The 16,489-nt window shown below is 46.7% G+C and carries 18 protein-coding genes; 17 read left to right on the top strand and 1 reads right to left on the bottom strand.

Annotated features, from left to right (window positions below; all coding sequences use genetic code 11):
* Nucleotides 1–20: 20 nt before the first annotated feature.
* Both lhaT and AC5W14_RS06770 read left to right on the top strand, forming a co-directional pair.
* Complete coding sequence (gene lhaT / locus AC5W14_RS06775; RefSeq protein ID WP_496193989.1) at nt 21–596, top strand: lipoprotein heptaprenylglyceryl N-acetyltransferase LhaT; 576 nt, start codon at nt 21–23, stop codon at nt 594–596.
* A 116-nt stretch (nt 597–712) separates the two neighbouring features.
* On the top strand, nt 713–1,393 hold the full coding sequence (locus AC5W14_RS06770; protein ID WP_496058581.1) for a zinc metallopeptidase: 681 nt from the start codon (nt 713–715) through the stop codon (nt 1,391–1,393).
* Between the two features lie 59 nt (nt 1,394–1,452).
* Here AC5W14_RS06770 and AC5W14_RS06765 read toward each other — a convergent pair whose 3' ends face one another.
* The gene (locus AC5W14_RS06765) at nt 1,453–2,328 is read right to left on the bottom strand and encodes a YitT family protein (RefSeq protein ID WP_496058580.1); all 876 of its coding nucleotides are present in this window, start codon (nt 2,326–2,328) and stop codon (nt 1,453–1,455) included.
* Nucleotides 2,329–2,454: 126 nt separating this feature from the next.
* Here AC5W14_RS06765 and AC5W14_RS06760 point away from each other — a divergent pair, with 126 nt between their 5' ends.
* The 15 genes from AC5W14_RS06760 (at nt 2,455) to asnS (ending at nt 16,437) form a co-directional block, all read left to right on the top strand.
* A complete protein-coding gene (locus AC5W14_RS06760) occupies nt 2,455–2,796 on the top strand; it encodes a nucleotide pyrophosphohydrolase (RefSeq protein ID WP_496058579.1) in 342 nt (113 codons plus the stop codon).
* Entirely contained in the window at nt 2,796–3,596 is an 801-nt protein-coding gene (dapB, locus tag AC5W14_RS06755; RefSeq protein ID WP_496058578.1) for a 4-hydroxy-tetrahydrodipicolinate reductase, read from the top strand. Before AC5W14_RS06760 ends, dapB begins: the two co-directional genes overlap by 1 nt.
* Nucleotides 3,597–3,606: 10 nt before the next feature.
* On the top strand, nt 3,607–4,014 hold the full coding sequence (locus AC5W14_RS06750) for a methylglyoxal synthase (RefSeq protein ID WP_496058577.1): 408 nt from the start codon (nt 3,607–3,609) through the stop codon (nt 4,012–4,014).
* Nucleotides 4,014–4,727, top strand: coding sequence for a bacillithiol biosynthesis deacetylase BshB1 (gene bshB1, locus AC5W14_RS06745; protein WP_496193988.1), 714 nt, complete (start codon nt 4,014–4,016; stop codon nt 4,725–4,727). The genes AC5W14_RS06750 and bshB1 overlap by 1 nt, the downstream gene beginning before the upstream one ends.
* Nucleotides 4,724–5,866 carry an N-acetyl-alpha-D-glucosaminyl L-malate synthase BshA gene (bshA, locus tag AC5W14_RS06740; RefSeq protein WP_496193987.1) on the top strand — a complete coding sequence of 381 codons (1,143 nt, stop codon included), beginning with the start codon at nt 4,724–4,726 and terminating at the stop codon, nt 5,864–5,866. The genes bshB1 and bshA overlap by 4 nt, the downstream gene beginning before the upstream one ends.
* Nucleotides 5,850–7,022 carry a tRNA nucleotidyltransferase/poly(A) polymerase-related protein gene (locus tag AC5W14_RS06735; RefSeq protein ID WP_496193986.1) on the top strand — a complete coding sequence of 391 codons (1,173 nt, stop codon included), beginning with the start codon at nt 5,850–5,852 and terminating at the stop codon, nt 7,020–7,022. Before bshA ends, AC5W14_RS06735 begins: the two co-directional genes overlap by 17 nt.
* Nucleotides 7,009–7,977, top strand: coding sequence for a biotin--[acetyl-CoA-carboxylase] ligase (locus AC5W14_RS06730; protein WP_496194115.1), 969 nt, complete (start codon nt 7,009–7,011; stop codon nt 7,975–7,977). Before AC5W14_RS06735 ends, AC5W14_RS06730 begins: the two co-directional genes overlap by 14 nt.
* A 211-nt stretch (nt 7,978–8,188) precedes the next feature.
* A complete protein-coding gene (gene panB, locus AC5W14_RS06725; RefSeq protein WP_496193985.1) occupies nt 8,189–9,028 on the top strand; it encodes a 3-methyl-2-oxobutanoate hydroxymethyltransferase in 840 nt (279 codons plus the stop codon).
* Nucleotides 9,025–9,912, top strand: a complete 888-nt coding sequence (gene panC, locus AC5W14_RS06720; protein ID WP_496058572.1) for a pantoate--beta-alanine ligase — start codon at nt 9,025–9,027, stop codon at nt 9,910–9,912. The genes panB and panC overlap by 4 nt, the downstream gene beginning before the upstream one ends.
* Nucleotides 9,905–10,300, top strand: a complete 396-nt coding sequence (gene panD / locus AC5W14_RS06715) for an aspartate 1-decarboxylase (RefSeq protein ID WP_496058571.1) — start codon at nt 9,905–9,907, stop codon at nt 10,298–10,300. The genes panC and panD overlap by 8 nt, the downstream gene beginning before the upstream one ends.
* A gap of 24 nt (nt 10,301–10,324) precedes the next feature.
* On the top strand, nt 10,325–13,126 hold the full coding sequence (dinG, locus tag AC5W14_RS06710; protein ID WP_496193984.1) for an ATP-dependent DNA helicase DinG: 2,802 nt from the start codon (nt 10,325–10,327) through the stop codon (nt 13,124–13,126).
* A gap of 14 nt (nt 13,127–13,140) precedes the next feature.
* Entirely contained in the window at nt 13,141–14,454 is a 1,314-nt protein-coding gene (locus AC5W14_RS06705) for an amidohydrolase (protein ID WP_496193983.1), read from the top strand.
* Between the two features lie 10 nt (nt 14,455–14,464).
* Nucleotides 14,465–14,635, top strand: coding sequence for a YpmA family protein (locus AC5W14_RS06700; protein WP_496193982.1), 171 nt, complete (start codon nt 14,465–14,467; stop codon nt 14,633–14,635).
* A 13-nt stretch (nt 14,636–14,648) separates the two neighbouring features.
* Nucleotides 14,649–15,125 (top strand): hypothetical protein, encoded by a 477-nt coding sequence (locus AC5W14_RS06695; protein WP_496193981.1) that lies wholly within the window; start codon nt 14,649–14,651, stop codon nt 15,123–15,125.
* A gap of 22 nt (nt 15,126–15,147) precedes the next feature.
* Nucleotides 15,148–16,437, top strand: a complete 1,290-nt coding sequence (gene asnS, locus AC5W14_RS06690; RefSeq protein WP_496193980.1) for an asparagine--tRNA ligase — start codon at nt 15,148–15,150, stop codon at nt 16,435–16,437.
* Nucleotides 16,438–16,489: the final 52 nt, after the last annotated feature.

The raw sequence follows: 16,489 nt of genomic DNA, 5'->3' as shown, positions 1-16,489 counted from the left end.
ATATGATTTTTCTCCGGTGGATGACCTATTCTCCAGTACTATGGATACTGCTTACAATTAATGTGTTCGGGACGCTCTATGGGTATTACTGGTACGCATATCAACTGGCGGCAACCCCTCCTATATTTCTTCCCTTTGTCCCGGACAGCCCGACAGCAAGCTTGTTTTTTTGTTTTGTCTTATTCTTGTTTATTATTCGAAAACAGAATGGGCTGATAGAAGCACTTGCTGCCGTTACGCTTATTAAATACGGAATATGGGCGGTAGTGATGAATACCGCAGCCGGCCTTTCCGGCGGGGCCCTTGAATGGCAGCACTATATGCTCATCGCCTCCCATGCAGGTATGGCGTTACAGGCATTTTTATATATGCCTTTTTACCGTATCAAAGCCTGGCACCTTTCAGTGGCGGCAGTTTGGACGGTCCATAACGATATTATTGACTATGTGTACGGGATGTATCCCTGGTTATCCCCGGCCTTAAGCGAGTACATCTCCCATATCGGGTATTTTACGTTTTGGCTGGGTATGCTATCTGTCGGAGCTGTGTATTTCTTCGGCGTGCGGAACCGAAGAAAAACGATGAGTCCCATGTAAGCCTGCGCCAGCGTTGTCATATAATCGTCAAAACCTTTAAAGCGTAGTGATTGACTTTCTTTGACGTTTTACATAAAATTAATGTATACACTAATTATGGAGGGGTCAAAGACACTATGGGAATAGGTGCATTTATTATTTACTTCCTGCTGCTGATGGGAATTCCCCTTTGGGCACAGGCAAAGGTAAAACGAGCGTACAAGAAATATTCCAACGTGCCGAACTCGTCCGGGATGACGGGTGCGGAAGTAGCGCAGCGGATTTTACATGAAAATGGTATATACGATGTGAGAGTAGAGCCAGTAAAAGGCAAGCTTACCGATCATTATGATCCAAGTAAAAAAGTAGTGCGTCTTTCTGAAGGGAACTACAACAAACGTACAGTAGCGGCCCAGGCGATCGCAGCCCATGAAGTCGGCCATGCGATTCAGGATGCAGAAGATTATGCTTTCCTTCGTGTCCGCAGCAAGCTGGTACCTGCCGCTACGACAGGATCAAACTTTTCGTTTATCTTTATTATTGCCGGTGTGCTTCTACAGTCACAGGGTATGCTGCTCGCCGGTATTGTATTCATGAGTGCAGCTGTCCTGTTTCAAGTGGTTACACTTCCGGTCGAATTTAATGCCAGCAGCCGGGCAATGACCCAGGTTGTCAGTACTGGAATTATAAAAAACAACGAAGAAAAAGAAACAAAAAAAGTACTTGATGCCGCTGCATTAACGTATGTAGCCGCAGCACTAGTCGCTGTCCTGGAACTTGTGCGATTCATCGCCATGTATTTTATGATGGACGACTAATAAACAGTATAGAAAAAAGCCGAGAAGAGAGATCTTCTCGGCTTTCCTTCTGTTTAGAGCTATGAAATATGAATCGGCTTTTTGTTTTCATCCAGCGTAAATCCTTCACCAATCACGTCCTGCACGTCGTTTACGGTCACAAAGGCATGCGGATCGATGTTTTCCACCAGGTTTTTAAGCCGGACGAGTTCATTACGGCCGATGACACAATACAGCACTTGTTTATCGGATCCGGTAAAAGATCCTGTCCCTTTAAGCATTGTTCCACCGCGGCCCATCTCTTTCGTAATGGCAGCAGATATTTCTTCTGTATAATCCGATATAATAAACGATGCTTTCGCAGAGTATGCCCCCTGCTGGATAAAGTCAATGACCTTTGCAGCAACAAAAACAGCCACAAGCGTATACATAGCCTCCCGGTAGTTTAAATAAACAAGTGAGCTCGTAATAACAGCGGCATCAAATAAAAACAGTGTCCGGCCCATGCTCCACCCGAAATAGCGGAAGCCTACTTTGGCCAAAATGTCAGCCCCTCCCGTCGTACCTCCAAAGCGGAAAACAATGCCCAGGCCGGAACCGACAAGAACCCCGGAAAACAAGGCAGCAAGCGTCAAATCTTCCGCGAGGGGAAGATGAACGAGAGGGAAGCGTTGAAAGAGCCATAAAAATAAAGAGATACTGAACGTGCCGATAATAGTATAGACGAATACGACCCGGCCGAGTACTTTCCAGCCGATAAATAGAAGCGGAATATTCAATATAAGGTTTGACCAAGCGGGATCTATGTTGAACATAAAATATAAAATTAATGCAATACCAGTCAGCCCGCCATCAGCGAGATTGTTTTCCATGTTAAAATAGACAAGTCCAAAAGACATCACGGCAGAGCCGAAAATAACAAAAGCAATGTTAGTCAAATGCGTGCTCGTTTTCATCGAGATTTCCTCCTTTATTCCATCAGCCTTTACCAGTATAAGCGAAGAGGCACTCGGAGACAATTTGTTTCGGATTGTCAATAAGCAGGGAATCAGATACGATATCAGCAGGAGGCGGATAACCAAATGAGTAAAAAGACGATACAGGACATGCAGCAGGAAGTAGACCGCTATATCGGCCAGTTTGAAGAGGGGTACTTCAGCCCGCTTGCCATGATGGCCCGATTAAGTGAAGAAACCGGCGAACTGGCCCGGGAAGTCAACCATTCCTATGGGGAAAAGCCCAAAAAGAAAGAGGAACAGGAAAATTCAATGGAACAGGAAATGGGAGATATCCTATTTGTATTAATATGCTTTGCAAACTCTTTACATATTGATCTGGATGAAGCATTTGATCTCGTTATGGATAAATTTCAATCACGGGATGCAGATCGTTGGACAAAAAAAGAACAGGGAGAGAATGATTGATGACAAAACATATACGTATAGCTGTAGCAGGCCCGCGCGGCAATATGGGACAAGAAGCAGTGAAGCTTGCAGACCGGACAGAGCATTTTGATCTTCGTGCCGTTATCGACTCTAAAAATAATGGAAGCCGCTTAAAGGATATTGCCGGCATGCCGGCATTGGATATACCGGTGTATACTGACATCCACGAATGCTTTCAGGAAAATGAAATAGACGTACTGATCGATTTAACCAATCCGGAAATCGGCAGAAAGCATTTGGAAGCGGCTCTCATGCACGGTGTAGCACCTGTTGTAGGCACAACCGGCTTTACAGAAGCCGATATTGAGAAACTGAGCAGCGAAGCGCAAGAAAAGCAGATTGGGGTCGTTATTGCTCCTAACTTTGCTATTGGTGCTGTTCTGATGATGAAATTTTCCAAAATGGCAGCAGCCTACATGCCGGATGTAGAAATTATGGAAATGCACCATGACCGTAAACTGGATGCCCCGTCCGGGACGGCAATCAAAACAGCTGAATTGATCAAAGAAAATCGTGAACCTCGTAAACAGGGACATGAAAAAGAAACCGAATCGCTTGCCGGAGCCAGAGGGGCAGATATAGACGGAATGAAAATTCACAGCGTCCGGCTGCCGGGACTTGTAGCCCACCAGCAGGTAATGTTTGGAGGAGCAGGCCAGACGCTTACGATCAAGCATGATTCCATCAACCGTGAATCCTTTATGCCGGGCGTTCAGCTGGCTGTAGAATATGTAGTAGAGAACAACGTGCTTGTGTACGGTTTAGAAAACATAATGTAGGAGGACGAACATGAATATTGCCTTGATCGCCCACGATAAGAAAAAAGAAGACATGGTCGGATTCGCCCAGGCATACAGCCGTATACTGCAGGAACATCAGCTGTTTGCCACCGGAACGACAGGAAAAAGGATCCAGACAGAAGCAGGTCTTGACGTTCACTGCTTTCAGTCTGGTCCGATCGGCGGCGACCAGCAGATCGGCGCCCTTGTGGCAACAAACGAGATGGACTGTATTTTATTCTTCCGCGATCCGTTAACTGCGCAGCCGCATGAACCGGATGTATCAGCCCTGCTCAGACTTTGTGATGTACACGGTGTTCCGCTGGCTACAAATATGGCTACAGCGGAAGTCCTGATTAAAGGAATCGAAGATGGGCTCCTTGATTTTCGTAATGCACCAAAGAAAGCGGACTTATAATGGCTGCTTCGTTGACCCTGCTGGCGTTTGGCGCCCACCCGGATGATATAGAAATTGGAATGGGAGGCACGGCCGCCCTTCATGCTCAAAAAGGCGATAAAGTAGCTTTTTGTGCGTTAACGAGAGCTGAGCTTTCAAGCAATGGGGATATCAAAACAAGGCAGAAGGAAGCGGCGCGGGCGGCGGAAGTGATCGGGGCACAAGAGCGGTACCAGCTGAATTTTCCCGATCGAAAATTAACAAAAGAAAGCCCGGAGTATGCAGAAATAGTGACGCTGATCCGTTCCCTGCAGCCGGATCTCGTATTTTTCCCCTGGCATGAAGACCGCCATCCGGATCACATCATGTGCGGCACCATTATAAAAGAGGCACTGTTTGATGCGGGAATCCGCAGATATACGGAAGCGGGAGGAGAGGCATGGCGCGTGCCGTATTCCTATCAGTACAGCATAAACGGAATGATAAACCGCCCCGGCTTCTATATAGATATTTCAAATGTTCAACAGGTTAAAGAAAAGGCACTGCTCTGCTATGAAAGTCAATTTATTTTAGGCGAAGAAAGTGTACAGACACCGCTTACGAGCATGTATATTGAATCCGTGCGGGCACGTGATCTTCTTATGGGCAAGCAGGCTTCTGTTTCCTATGCAGAAGCTTTCACTCCTTATTCACCCGTACTATTAAATGAACTGCCAGGAAGGAAAGAAGAATGAAACTTAATATTGGTATCTCCTGCTATCCGACAGTAGGCGGATCAGGAGTCGTTGCAGCAGAACTTGGAAAACAACTGGCAGAAAGAGGGCATACGGTTCATTTTATTTCAACAAGTATGCCATTCCGCCTGAATAAAACATACCCGAATATTTATTATCATGAGGTGGAAGTAAATCAATATGAAGTGTTTCAATATCCTCCTTATACCTTAACGCTGGCAAGTAAAATGTCAGAAGTCGCCAAACGGGAAAAGCTGGATATTCTTCACGTGCACTATGCTGTGCCTCATGCGGTCTGTGCTCTGCTGGCTAAAGACATGGCCCAGACTGGATTAAAGGTAGTAACAACGCTTCATGGAACCGACATCACGGTCCTTGCAAACGATGCTTCACTGAAAGAATCCATTTATTATGCAATAGAAAAATCAGATGCTGTCACAGCCGTGTCGCGGTCGCTCGCCCAGCAGACAAAAGATATGCTTGGCATTAAAGCGCCGATTGACTGTATATATAATTTTATTGATCATACCGATGCCGTTCAAGAACACAGCAGACAATGGTGGAAACAGGAGTACAAAATTCCTGAAGACAATAAAGTGCTGATTCATATTTCCAACTTCCGTCCGGTCAAACGGGTCGAGGATGTTATTAAAGCATTTTATACGGTGCAGCTGAAACAAAAAGCCACCCTGCTGATGCTTGGAGATGGACCGGATCTGAATAAAGCATGGCAGCTCGCAGAAAAACTTGGCATCGCGGAGTCCGTTCTTTTTTTAGGGAATCAGAAGAATATATCCGACTTTTTATATATGTCGGACGTGATGTTTTTATTATCAGAAAAAGAAAGCTTTGGACTGGCTGCTTTAGAAGCAATGGCGTGCGGGGTTCCTGTAGTGGGAACCGATGTGGGCGGCATTCCGGAAGTAATCGAAGACGGCCGCTCAGGCTTGATCGTTCCGGCAGCAGATCCGGAAGCGGCAGGAAAGGCAGCCCTGCAGATCATGGCAGGGCGCGATACGTTTCAATCTTTTTCCAGTGAAGCAAAAAAGCGTGCCAATGAAGAATTCTCAGCATTAAAAATCGTCCAGCAATACGAAGACGTGTACAAAAGGGTGCTTGCTGATGGAGAACGTTTATAACGAAGCAGCAGCGTTTCTTTCGTTATTAAAGAAGCGGGGTATAACAGGCTGGCTGACCGGGGGATGCGTAAGAGACTGGGTGAAAAATGGCTGGGATTCTATCCCCCGGGATATCGACATAGCAGTGGATGCTTCCGCCCAGGAAGTAAAAAGCAAGTTCGGCAAAGCACACCGTATGTCCAACAGGCATGAAACGATTATTATTAGGCGCGGGGGACATATTTATGAGTTAACAGAGTTGAAAGGCGCGGGCATCCACGAGGATTTGTCTTCCAGGGATTTTACATGCAATGCGATGGCGGTTGATGCAGATGGAGAGCTGGTGGATCCTTTCGATGGCATAAGTGCTGTTAGGTCCGGTTTAATTAAAGCCGTTGATTTAACCCGCAGTGTACAGGAAGATCCGCTTCGGATTCTGCGGGCGCTTCGATTTAAAGCCCAGTTCGGCTGGCGTATAGATACCGACACAGAAGATGTCTGCAAAAAGGAGACAGAAACCCTGCAGGAAACAGCTGTTGAACGCATAAAAGAAGAATGTTCGCTTCTTCTTGAAGGCAGATTTGCAGCCAGTGCGCTTCAAAAAGCAGATGAATTCCGGGTGTTTCAGTTTTTTCCCGGGATGATTCGATCGCATCCGCTTTGTTTATGGCGGTACCCGAGTGAAAAATTAGACGATGAACTCCTGCGCTGGACGGGTCTGTTTCTTATGCTGTATGGAGAGGCGGGATCGGTGATTTTAGGAAGCTGGCCGTTTTCCAACCAGCAGAAAAAACAAATCCGACGGCTTTTGGAGGCAGTAAAAGATCCAGGGTACAAGCAGGATCTGTACACTCTTTATACACTAGGACGCGAGCAGGCCGTACGCGGCTATACGCTGCATCAATGGAAGTATCAGTATACTCCGGATGAACAGGAACTAAAAGTATTTGACAGCCGGTTGAACGCCGTTCCTATACAATCAATCAGAGATCTAGCCGTAAACGGAAAAGATATTCAAAAGCAGTTTCCAGAGCTTTCGTCTTCCCGTTATAGCAGCCTGCTTCGTTTTTTGGAAAGAAAAGTAGTAACTGGAGAAATCGCCAACGAAAAACATACACTTTTGGAGGAAGCCGGTATTTATACAACAAAAAGAGGGAGGGAAAATAGTGAGGGATAAGCTATTGGCATTGTTAAATGAATCAGACAGCTCTTTTGTTTCCGGACAGGAAATAAGCGATAAGCTGGGAATATCCAGAACGGCCGTATGGAAGCATATCGAAGAACTGCGCAAAAAAGGCTATAAAATAAATGCGGTAACGAAAAAAGGCTATCAAATCGAATATACTCCCAACTCCTTAACCGCTGACGAAGTCAACGCCCATTTGGAAACTAAAGCGTTCGGCCGGGTTATTCATTCGTTTGATCAAGTGGCTTCGACCCAGATTCCCGCCCATGAAGCGGCAAGAGAAGCGGCGCCGGAAGGAACCATTGTGGTGGCAGAAGAGCAGCTGAAAGGAAAGGGGCGGCTGGGCAGGCCCTTTCACTCCTCAAAAGGAACCGGACTCTGGTGCAGCCTGATTCTGCGTCCTTCCTTTCCTCCGCAGCAGGCCCCTCAACTCACGCTGTTAACAGCTGTCGCTATTGCAGAAGGAGTAAGAAAAGTAACCGGTCTTCCTGTGGATATTAAATGGCCGAATGATTTATTAATTGCGGATAAAAAAATAGCAGGAATTCTCATTGAAATGCAGTCAGATCCTGATCAGATCCACGCGGTGATCGTTGGTTTCGGTTTAAACATAAATCAGAAAACAGAGGACTTTCCAGAGGACATCCAGGACCGTGCAACTTCGCTTGCATTAGAGGGAAATCAGCTCTACAATCGGGCCCGGCTGCTCGCAGAAATATTAAAAGAATATGAATACTGGTATTTTAAAATGCTCGATGAAGGATTTGGCCCTGTGCGTGAAAAATGGGAGTCTCTGGCTGTTACCATTGGAAAGCAAATTACAGCAGTCACTTCGAAAAAAACAATGCACGGACTTGCCAAAGGCATTACAAAAGACGGCGTACTTCTTCTTGAAACGCAGGACGGAAAAATAGAATATATTTACAGTGCAGACATTCATGAATAGCGCAGTTCTTAATAAAATTTGATATACTAAATGCATCTTCAACGTTTAAGGACAGTATCGATTTTATCGAACTGTACCGCCTGCCCGATACGACGAATGGTTGGTCTGCCTTGATCCGGCAATGGACGGGGACGGAGAAAGATGAAAGCATAATTACTTGATGAATCTTGTATTTCATCCTTCTCCCTATAAATTAGGAGGAGAGATTAGCATGCATACCACATCAACATTACGAAAGTTAAAACAGAAACATATCCCGATAGCGATGATGACCGCATACGATGCCCCATCAGCTGCTGCCTGCGCGCAGGCAGAAATGGATCTGCTGTTAGTTGGAGATTCTGCAGGGATGGTCATCCATGGATACACGTCGACGGTGCCCGTCACAGTAGATGATATGATATTGCATACGCGGGCGGTGAAACGCGGGGCACCTGATGTTTTTACCGTCACGGATATGCCTTTTCTAAGCTGCAGCGGAAGCCGTGGTGAAGCCGTGTCGGCCGTAAGGCGTACGATTCAGGACGGCGGAGCGGATGCTGTAAAAATCGAAGGAGCCGGAGGATTTGTTCCTTTGATTGCCGCTCTTACAGAAGGAGGCGTAGCCGTCATGTCCCATCTCGGATTAACGCCGCAGTCGTTTGCTGTGCTTGGAGGCTATAAAGTACAGGGAAAAAGTGAAGAATCAGCCTCGCGCTTAATTGAAGACGCAAAGCAGGTGGAGCAGGCCGGGGCTTTTGCTCTTGTACTCGAGTGTGTTCCCGGTGAATTAGCAGCGTACATTACATCCATCCTTTCTATCCCGGTTATCGGAATCGGAGCCGGCAGCCAAACGGATGGACAGGTGCTTGTGTACCATGATGCTCTCGGTATAGGAAACGGGCACGTACCCTCTTTTGTCAAAGCATTTGTTGAACTGGAACCATCCATTCATACGGGGCTTGCGGATTATGTAAAAGAAGTAAAGGAGCGCTCGTTTCCTGATGCGTCCCATACGTTTACGATGCCCACAGCTATTCTGGAAAAAGTAACAACAGGTGCCGGCATATGAAAATAATCCGTACGATCCAGGAAATGAAATCAGAAGTCAGCCGGCTGAAAGCAGAGGGCCATTCGCTCGGATTTGTTCCTACGATGGGTGCTCTGCACGAAGGGCATACATCCCTTTTTAAACGCTCGGCTGAAGAAAATAAATACACTGCGGCCAGTATATTTGTAAATCCCCTGCAGTTCGGTCCGAACGAAGACCTGGAGGCGTATCCGCGGTCTGAACAAGAAGACATCGCTGCAGCCGATAAGCATGGGGTGGACCTCTTGTTTCTGCCGTCCGTTCAGGAAATGTACCCCCGCCCGATGACGACGGTGATCCATGTGAAAAAAGGGGCCGATGTACTCTGCGGAAAAAGCCGGCCGGGCCATTTTGACGGGGTGGCCACTGTCGTTAATAAACTACTGCATATTGTTCCGGCTGATCGTGCTTATTTTGGCAGAAAAGACATTCAGCAGGCAGCCGTGCTGATAAATATGATTCGTGACTATCATCTGGACACAGAGTTAATTATCTGTGATACCGTAAGAGAAGTATCAGGCCTGGCCAGAAGTTCCCGCAATGTGTATTTAAGCAGCAGCGAAAAGCAGGAAGCGGCCCACATCTATACAGCTCTGACAAAAGCCGGGACGCTCTGGGAGAACGGTGAACTGCCGCAGAAGACAGTGGCTGCTGTAAAAGAGCATCTAACCACACATACGACGGGACGCATTGACTACGTGGAGGCGCTGCCTTTTCCTTCTCTTGATCCATCGGATACTACAAGTGAAATGTGGGTGATTGCCTGCGCAGTTTATTTTAATAAAGCGCGGCTCATCGACAATATAACGGTACCAGCAGTATCCCCTTACGTTCAGACAGGAAAAAAGGAGAAGAGCCATGTATAGAACAATGATGAAATCAAAGCTGCACCGGGCCACAGTAACCGAAGCGAACCTTCATTATGTCGGCAGCGTCACGATTGATGAAGAATTAATGGAAAGCGTCGATCTGCTGGAAAACGAAAAAGTGCAGATCGTAAATAATAACAATGGAGAACGTTTCGAAACGTATGTTATAACCGGACCTCGGGGCGAAGGCACCATCTGTCTTAACGGGGCAGCAGCACGCCTTGTGCAGCCGGGCGACACTGTAATCATTATCGCCTATACGATGATAGAAGAAGAACAGGCTGCTTCGTGGCAGCCTAAAATAGCGGTGCTGAATGCAGAGAATAAAATTGAGCAGTACATTAATAAAGAAATACACGCAGCGACGCTGGAAACAGAACGTTAACGTGCAACGATAATAACGGGGTGAATGAGCTTGCCAAAATATGTAGTAATTGATACGGAAACAACAGGAAATGCGCCGCAGGCCGGAGATAATATTATTCAAATAGGAGCCGTGTTAATGGAAGATGATTCCATCGTTGACACGTTTTCTGCTTATATCCGCCCGGCTCATTCGATCCCCCCGTTTATTATGGAGCTGACAGGGATTACAAACGAAGATGTGGAAAAAGCAGAACCGTTTGCTCTTGCAGCAGCACCCATGCTTGCCTGGCTTGAAGATGCGGTGCTGGTAGCTCATAACGTTCCGTTTGATTTAAGTGTACTAAACGCGGAGTTAGCCAATGCCGGTCTGCCTCTGTTTCAGGGCCAGACGCTTGATACGGTTGAATGCGGGCGTTTCATGTTCCCAACAGCACCCGGCTATCAGCTGACCCAGCTCGCTGATTGGCTCGATATTTCCCACGACAGGCCGCATCAGGCAGACAGCGATGCAATCGTTACGGCTGAAATCTGGCTTGCCATAAAAAGAAAAATAGAAACACTGCCGGTTCCTGCCCTTCAGAAGCTGATGACGGCTTCCAGATACATGCAGAGCCACTTGGAGCCGGTATTTATGCAGGCAAAAAATAACCTCCGGCTCAAAGAATCGGAGAACATTCAAGTAATACACAATATAGCGTTAAAGTCCCCACAGGCACCGTCTGTAAAAGAAACGCTTCCTTCTCTTTCCATGCCGCCCCTTTTCAGCAGGGACGGCTATTTCTCAGAGAAGTGGGATGGGTTTGAATTCAGGGAAGGCCAGCAGGAAATGGCAGATAAAATAACGGCCTGCTTTTCTCAGCGTTCCCATGCTTTAATCGAAGCGGGTCCGGGAACTGGTAAATCTTTAGCCTACTTAGCGCCTGCTGTTTTCCGCAGTCTTGAACAGCAGGAGCAGATTGTAATCTCTACTTATACAAATGCGCTTCAAGAACAGCTGTATGAAAGAGACATTCCTTTTTTAAAAACGATGCTGCCATTTTCATTCAAAGCATCTATTCTTAAAGGAAGACAGCATTATCTATGCCTGCGCCGCTTTTCCATGCAGTGGCAGGAACCTGTGGCCACGCACGATGAAGCACTGGCCCTCGCGCAGGTAACCGTATGGCTGCTTGAAACACAGACCGGCGATTTAAATGAATTAAACCGGGCCGGAGGAGATAATCATGCGATCTGGCAGAAAATATGCAGCCGGAGAGCGACTGCACCAGGACCCGGCTCTTCGTGGTTTCCTTACTGCTTTTACGAACGTGCCAAAAAACAGGCAGCCGAAAGCCAGATTGTGATCGTCAATCATGCCCTGCTTTTTTCGGATGTGAAACGCAGAAACAGTATACTGCCGCCCTATGACAGACTTATTATAGATGAAGCGCATCAGATCGAAGAAGCGGCTTCCAAACATCTCGGAGCAGACGTTGATTATTATTCATTCCAGTATTTATTAAACAAAATCGATGCCGGTACCGGGAAGGGCAGTTTTTTTAAACTGCAGTTAATCGAAGAAGAAACCGTTCATGCACTGACAGAAATCTGGTATCAAAAACGCCGGGACCACATCGCCCTCTTGAAATATGAGTGCAGTGAACTGTTTCGACTTCTGCGGCAGATTTGTATGAAAAACAGCCATTCCGGGCGCACGGATGTAGGACGAATGCTCTACCGCTACGAGCCCGCGGCTCAGAACGGACCGGCCTGGAGAGCAGCGAGGGAAGCGGTCCACCGCCTCGAGATGATCTTTCAGGAGGAGAAAAAAGAATGGACGTATTTTAAGCAGATTCTACAGAAAAATACGATCCATTCAGATTATAATGAAGCCCTGCTTACGGATTTTCAGCAGACCGCAGATGACCTTAGTGAGGCATTCAGCGAGCTCAGCCAGGTAACACTCGTGCAGGAAGAAGACCACGTGTACTGGATGGAAGCTGACCATAAAGGGGCTGCAAACGGAGTAGCTGTTTACAAACGTCCGCTGGATGTTTCAGATGATCTTGCAGATAAACTGTTCGGCGCCAAAAGCAGTGTTATTATGACGTCTGCTACGCTGATGGTCGAACAGTCCTTTTCTTATGCTGTATCAAAATGGGGACTGGAGGATTTTACACCGGAAACGTTGTACATTCCTTCGCCGTATTCATATAAGAACCGCTCCGCTCTTCTCATACCAAGTGATTTCCCCGGCGTTCGGGCGAGCGGGTATGTAGAAGCGATGGCTGACTTTATTTATCATACCGCTTCTGTTACAGAAGGCAGAGTGCTTATTTTGTTTACTTCTTTTGATATGCTGTCCGACACGTATTATATGCTCCGGGACTGGGATGAAATGAATAGTTTCACCATTATAGCCCAGGGCATTCAGAGCGGCAGTAAAAGCAAACTGCTCAAAACGTTCCAGCAGAACAAGCGGACGATTCTTTTAGGAACAAATGCTTTTTGGGAAGGAATTGATTTACCGGGAGATCAGCTGCGCTGTTTAATTATTGCCAGGCTGCCATTTTCTCCCCCCGGAGATCCACTTATTCATTCTCAAATGCAGCGGATTGAAAAACGGGGAGGCAGTGCATTCCAGGAAATGTCTCTGCCGCAGGCAATCCTTCGTTTTAGACAGGGGTTCGGCCGGATGATCCGGGGACACTCGGACCGGGGGACCGTCGTCGTGCTTGATAAACGAATCATGACAGCGTCGTACGGGCCGGCGTTTTTAGATTCCCTGCCGGATATGCCGGTTGTGCATAAACAGTCAGATGCGCTGTTAAACTATATTCATGATTTTTATAACGAAATTAATTAATAAAGGAGATAACCATGCGTTACACTATAAAAAATGTTCATATTGTTCGAGGAGATCAGGATAATGCTGTCTCTTATGATCAATGGCTTCGGGTTGAAGACGAAAAAATTGCAGCCATAGGCAGTGGAGAGCCTGATCTGCAGGCTGGAGAAGAAATCATTGACGGAAAAGGAAGGTGGCTGACCCCGGGCATGTACAATACCCACGGTCACACGCCAATGGCGCTCCTGCGCGGCGTATCCGATGATGTCGTGCTGCAGGAATGGCTTGGCAATAACATCTGGCCAAGGGAAGCGCTGTTTGATAAAGAAGTGTCAGAGGCAGGAACCATGCTGGCTCAGGCTGAAATGATCCGTTCGGGAACGGTAGCGTTTCAGGATATGTATCACGTCGATATGGATGCGGTCTTCCATACCACTCAGGATTCCGGTTTAAAGGCAGTGCTGGCACGTGCCATGATTGGTTTAGTTGATCAGCCTGAACAGCAGCGGCGTCTCGATGAAGCTGTATACCTTGGAGAAAAATGGGACACAGAAGGCGGATCCCGTATTAAAGGAATGATGTTTCCACATGCCCCCTATACGTGTCCACCGGATTTCATGAAGGAAGTAGTAAAGGCCGCCCATGACAAAAAGTGGGCGCTCGGCATTCATTTAATGGAAACACGCCGCGAGAAAACAGATTACGAGAAAGAAAACGGCGTCGATTTATTTGAGGATTTGATGAATATGGGATTTTTCGAGGAAAAGACCATTCTTACGCATACGGTTCATATGAGCGAAAAGGAAATGCAGCAGCTTAAAGAAAAGCCTGCTTATATTTCCCACAATCCAATGAGCAACGCTAAACTGGGCTCAGGCATCATGCCGATGATGCAGATGAAAGAAAACGGCCTGGCGATTTCTATCGGTACGGACAGCACCGTGTCCAATAATAACCTGGATATGTTTGAGGAAATGCGGATGGCCGGATTTATGCAGAAAGCATCTCATGAAAATCCAGCTGTCATTTCCTCTGAAGAACTTTATAAAATGGCGACTAAAAATGGGGCGGAGACCCTTGGATTTGGAAATGCGGGTACGGTGGAACCAGGGGCAGATGCTGATTTTCTGTTTATTAATGCAGAGGAGCTTCATCTGCAGCCAAAGCAGAACATTTCCTCGCATCTCGTCTACGCTGCTTCCGGCAGGGATGTAACGGATGTGTTTGTAAACGGGCATCGTTTAATGAAAGACCGGGAGCTGCTTACGATGGATGAAGAAAAAATCCTCTATAACGTAAACCGGCAGTTTGATAAACTGGAGAAAGTATATCAAAGCAGAAAATAGGAGGATTAACATGAGTGATCAAATTGAAGTAATGGCAACAACGCGGTTTAAAGCCGCAGATGACGTGTACAAAATAGTAGACACCTTAAACAGAACCTTAAAAGACGATGATTTAATGTTTGGGCTTTCTCTGGATGAAAAAGATCCGGAGTATATGGTATTTACGATCTACCGCACATAAAGGAGGCAGATCTATGCTGAAAAAATGGTATGTTATTCTGCCTGCAGCAGCTGGTTTGTTTTTAGCTGCAGTGTTTATTTTTCTTCTGATTGCACGAGGACCTCTTCTGGAAGAACGAGCCCAGGGCGAAGAACTGGCGCTCGAAGAAGAAAATGTCGAAAGCGTGGATGACGTGTTCATATATAATGGGAGCACTTTTTTATACAGTACATTAGTCACAAATGAAGACGACAGCCGCGACTGGGTATTTTTAAATGAAGAAGAGGCAGTCGACCGGATAAATGCCGCAGAGGCGCTTACGGTGGAAGAAGCTGAATCCCGTATTATGGAAGACAACAACCTGGAACGAATAAATAAAGTGACGCCGGGAATAGAAGACGGCGTACCGGTCTATGAGGGAGTATACGAAGCAGACGGCAGGCTTCAGTATTACTATATCCGGATGGCAGACGGAGAATTTATTAAGCGCTACAGCTTTAGAAAAGATTAAGGATTAACAGGAGGTCCGGAAAATGAAACCAACGATAGAACAAATCAGCCGGCACGTAGATCAGACGATTACGCTTGGCTGCTGGCTTGCCAATAAACGTTCAAGCGGAAAAATTGCTTTTCTGCAGCTTCGGGACGGTACAGGCTTTATTCAAGGAATTGTAGTCAAAAGTGATGTAGGCGAAGACCTGTTTCAAAAAGCAAAGGGATTAACACAGGAAAGCTCTATGTACGTGGAAGGAATCGTAAAAACCGACGAACGTTCTCCGTCCGGTTACGAACTGCAGGTAACAGGGCTTGAAATTATTCATGAAGCCGTCGATTATCCGATCACTCCGAAAGAACACGGTACGGAATTCTTAATGGATCACCGCCATTTGTGGATGCGTTCCAAAAAACAGCATGCTATTCTGCGTATCCGTAACGAAATTATCCGGGCAACATATGCCTTTTTTGACAGAGAAGGGTTTGTCAAAATTGACCCGCCTATACTGACAGGTAATTCAGCAGAAGGCACAACAAACTTATTTCACACTAAATATTTTGATGAGAATGCCTACCTTTCCCAGTCCGGGCAGCTTTACCTTGAAGCCGCCGCGATGGCATTCAACCGCGTTTTTTCATTTGGCCCTACATTCCGGGCCGAAAAATCAAAAACGCGCCGCCATTTAATCGAATTCTGGATGATAGAGCCGGAAATGGCGTTTACGGATCACGAAGAAAGTCTGCAGATCCAGGAGCAGTACGTATCGCATATTGCAAAAAGCGTTATCGACCATTGTCCGCTGGAACTCGAAGCATTGGAACGCGATATTACGAAGCTTCAGCAGATCCAGGCACCGTTTCCACGCCTCACATATGATGAAGCCATCGTTTTTCTAAAAGAAAAAGGATTTGATATTACCTGGGGTGAAGACCTTGGTGCGCCTCACGAAACGGCTATCGCAGAATCTTATGACAAGCCGGTGTTCATTACGCATTATCCGCTTGGCATTAAATCGTTCTATATGAAGCCGGATCCTGAAAATCCGGAAGTAGCGCTGTGTGCGGATCTTATTGCACCGGAAGGCTACGGCGAAATTATCGGCGGCAGTCAGCGTATTGACGATTTCGATCTGCTCGAACAGCGGTTTGAAGAACACGGTCTTTCCGAAGATGCTTACCGCTGGTATTTGGAGCTTCGTCAGTACGGATCTGTACCGCACTCCGGATTTGGTCTGGGACTGGAACGGACCGTTGCATGGATGTCCGGTATTGAACATGTAAGAGAAACCATTCCATTCCCGCGTCTGTTAAACAGGCTTTACCCATAAACCAATAGCTGCAGCCCTTAAAGCAAAGCCCTCTACTGTGAGGGTTTTGCTT

The sequence above is a fragment of the Sinobaca sp. TMA16-18 genome, assembly GCF_059510535.1.
Note: the sequence above shows the minus strand (reverse complement) of the source record. Positions and strands in the feature narration are given on the sequence as shown.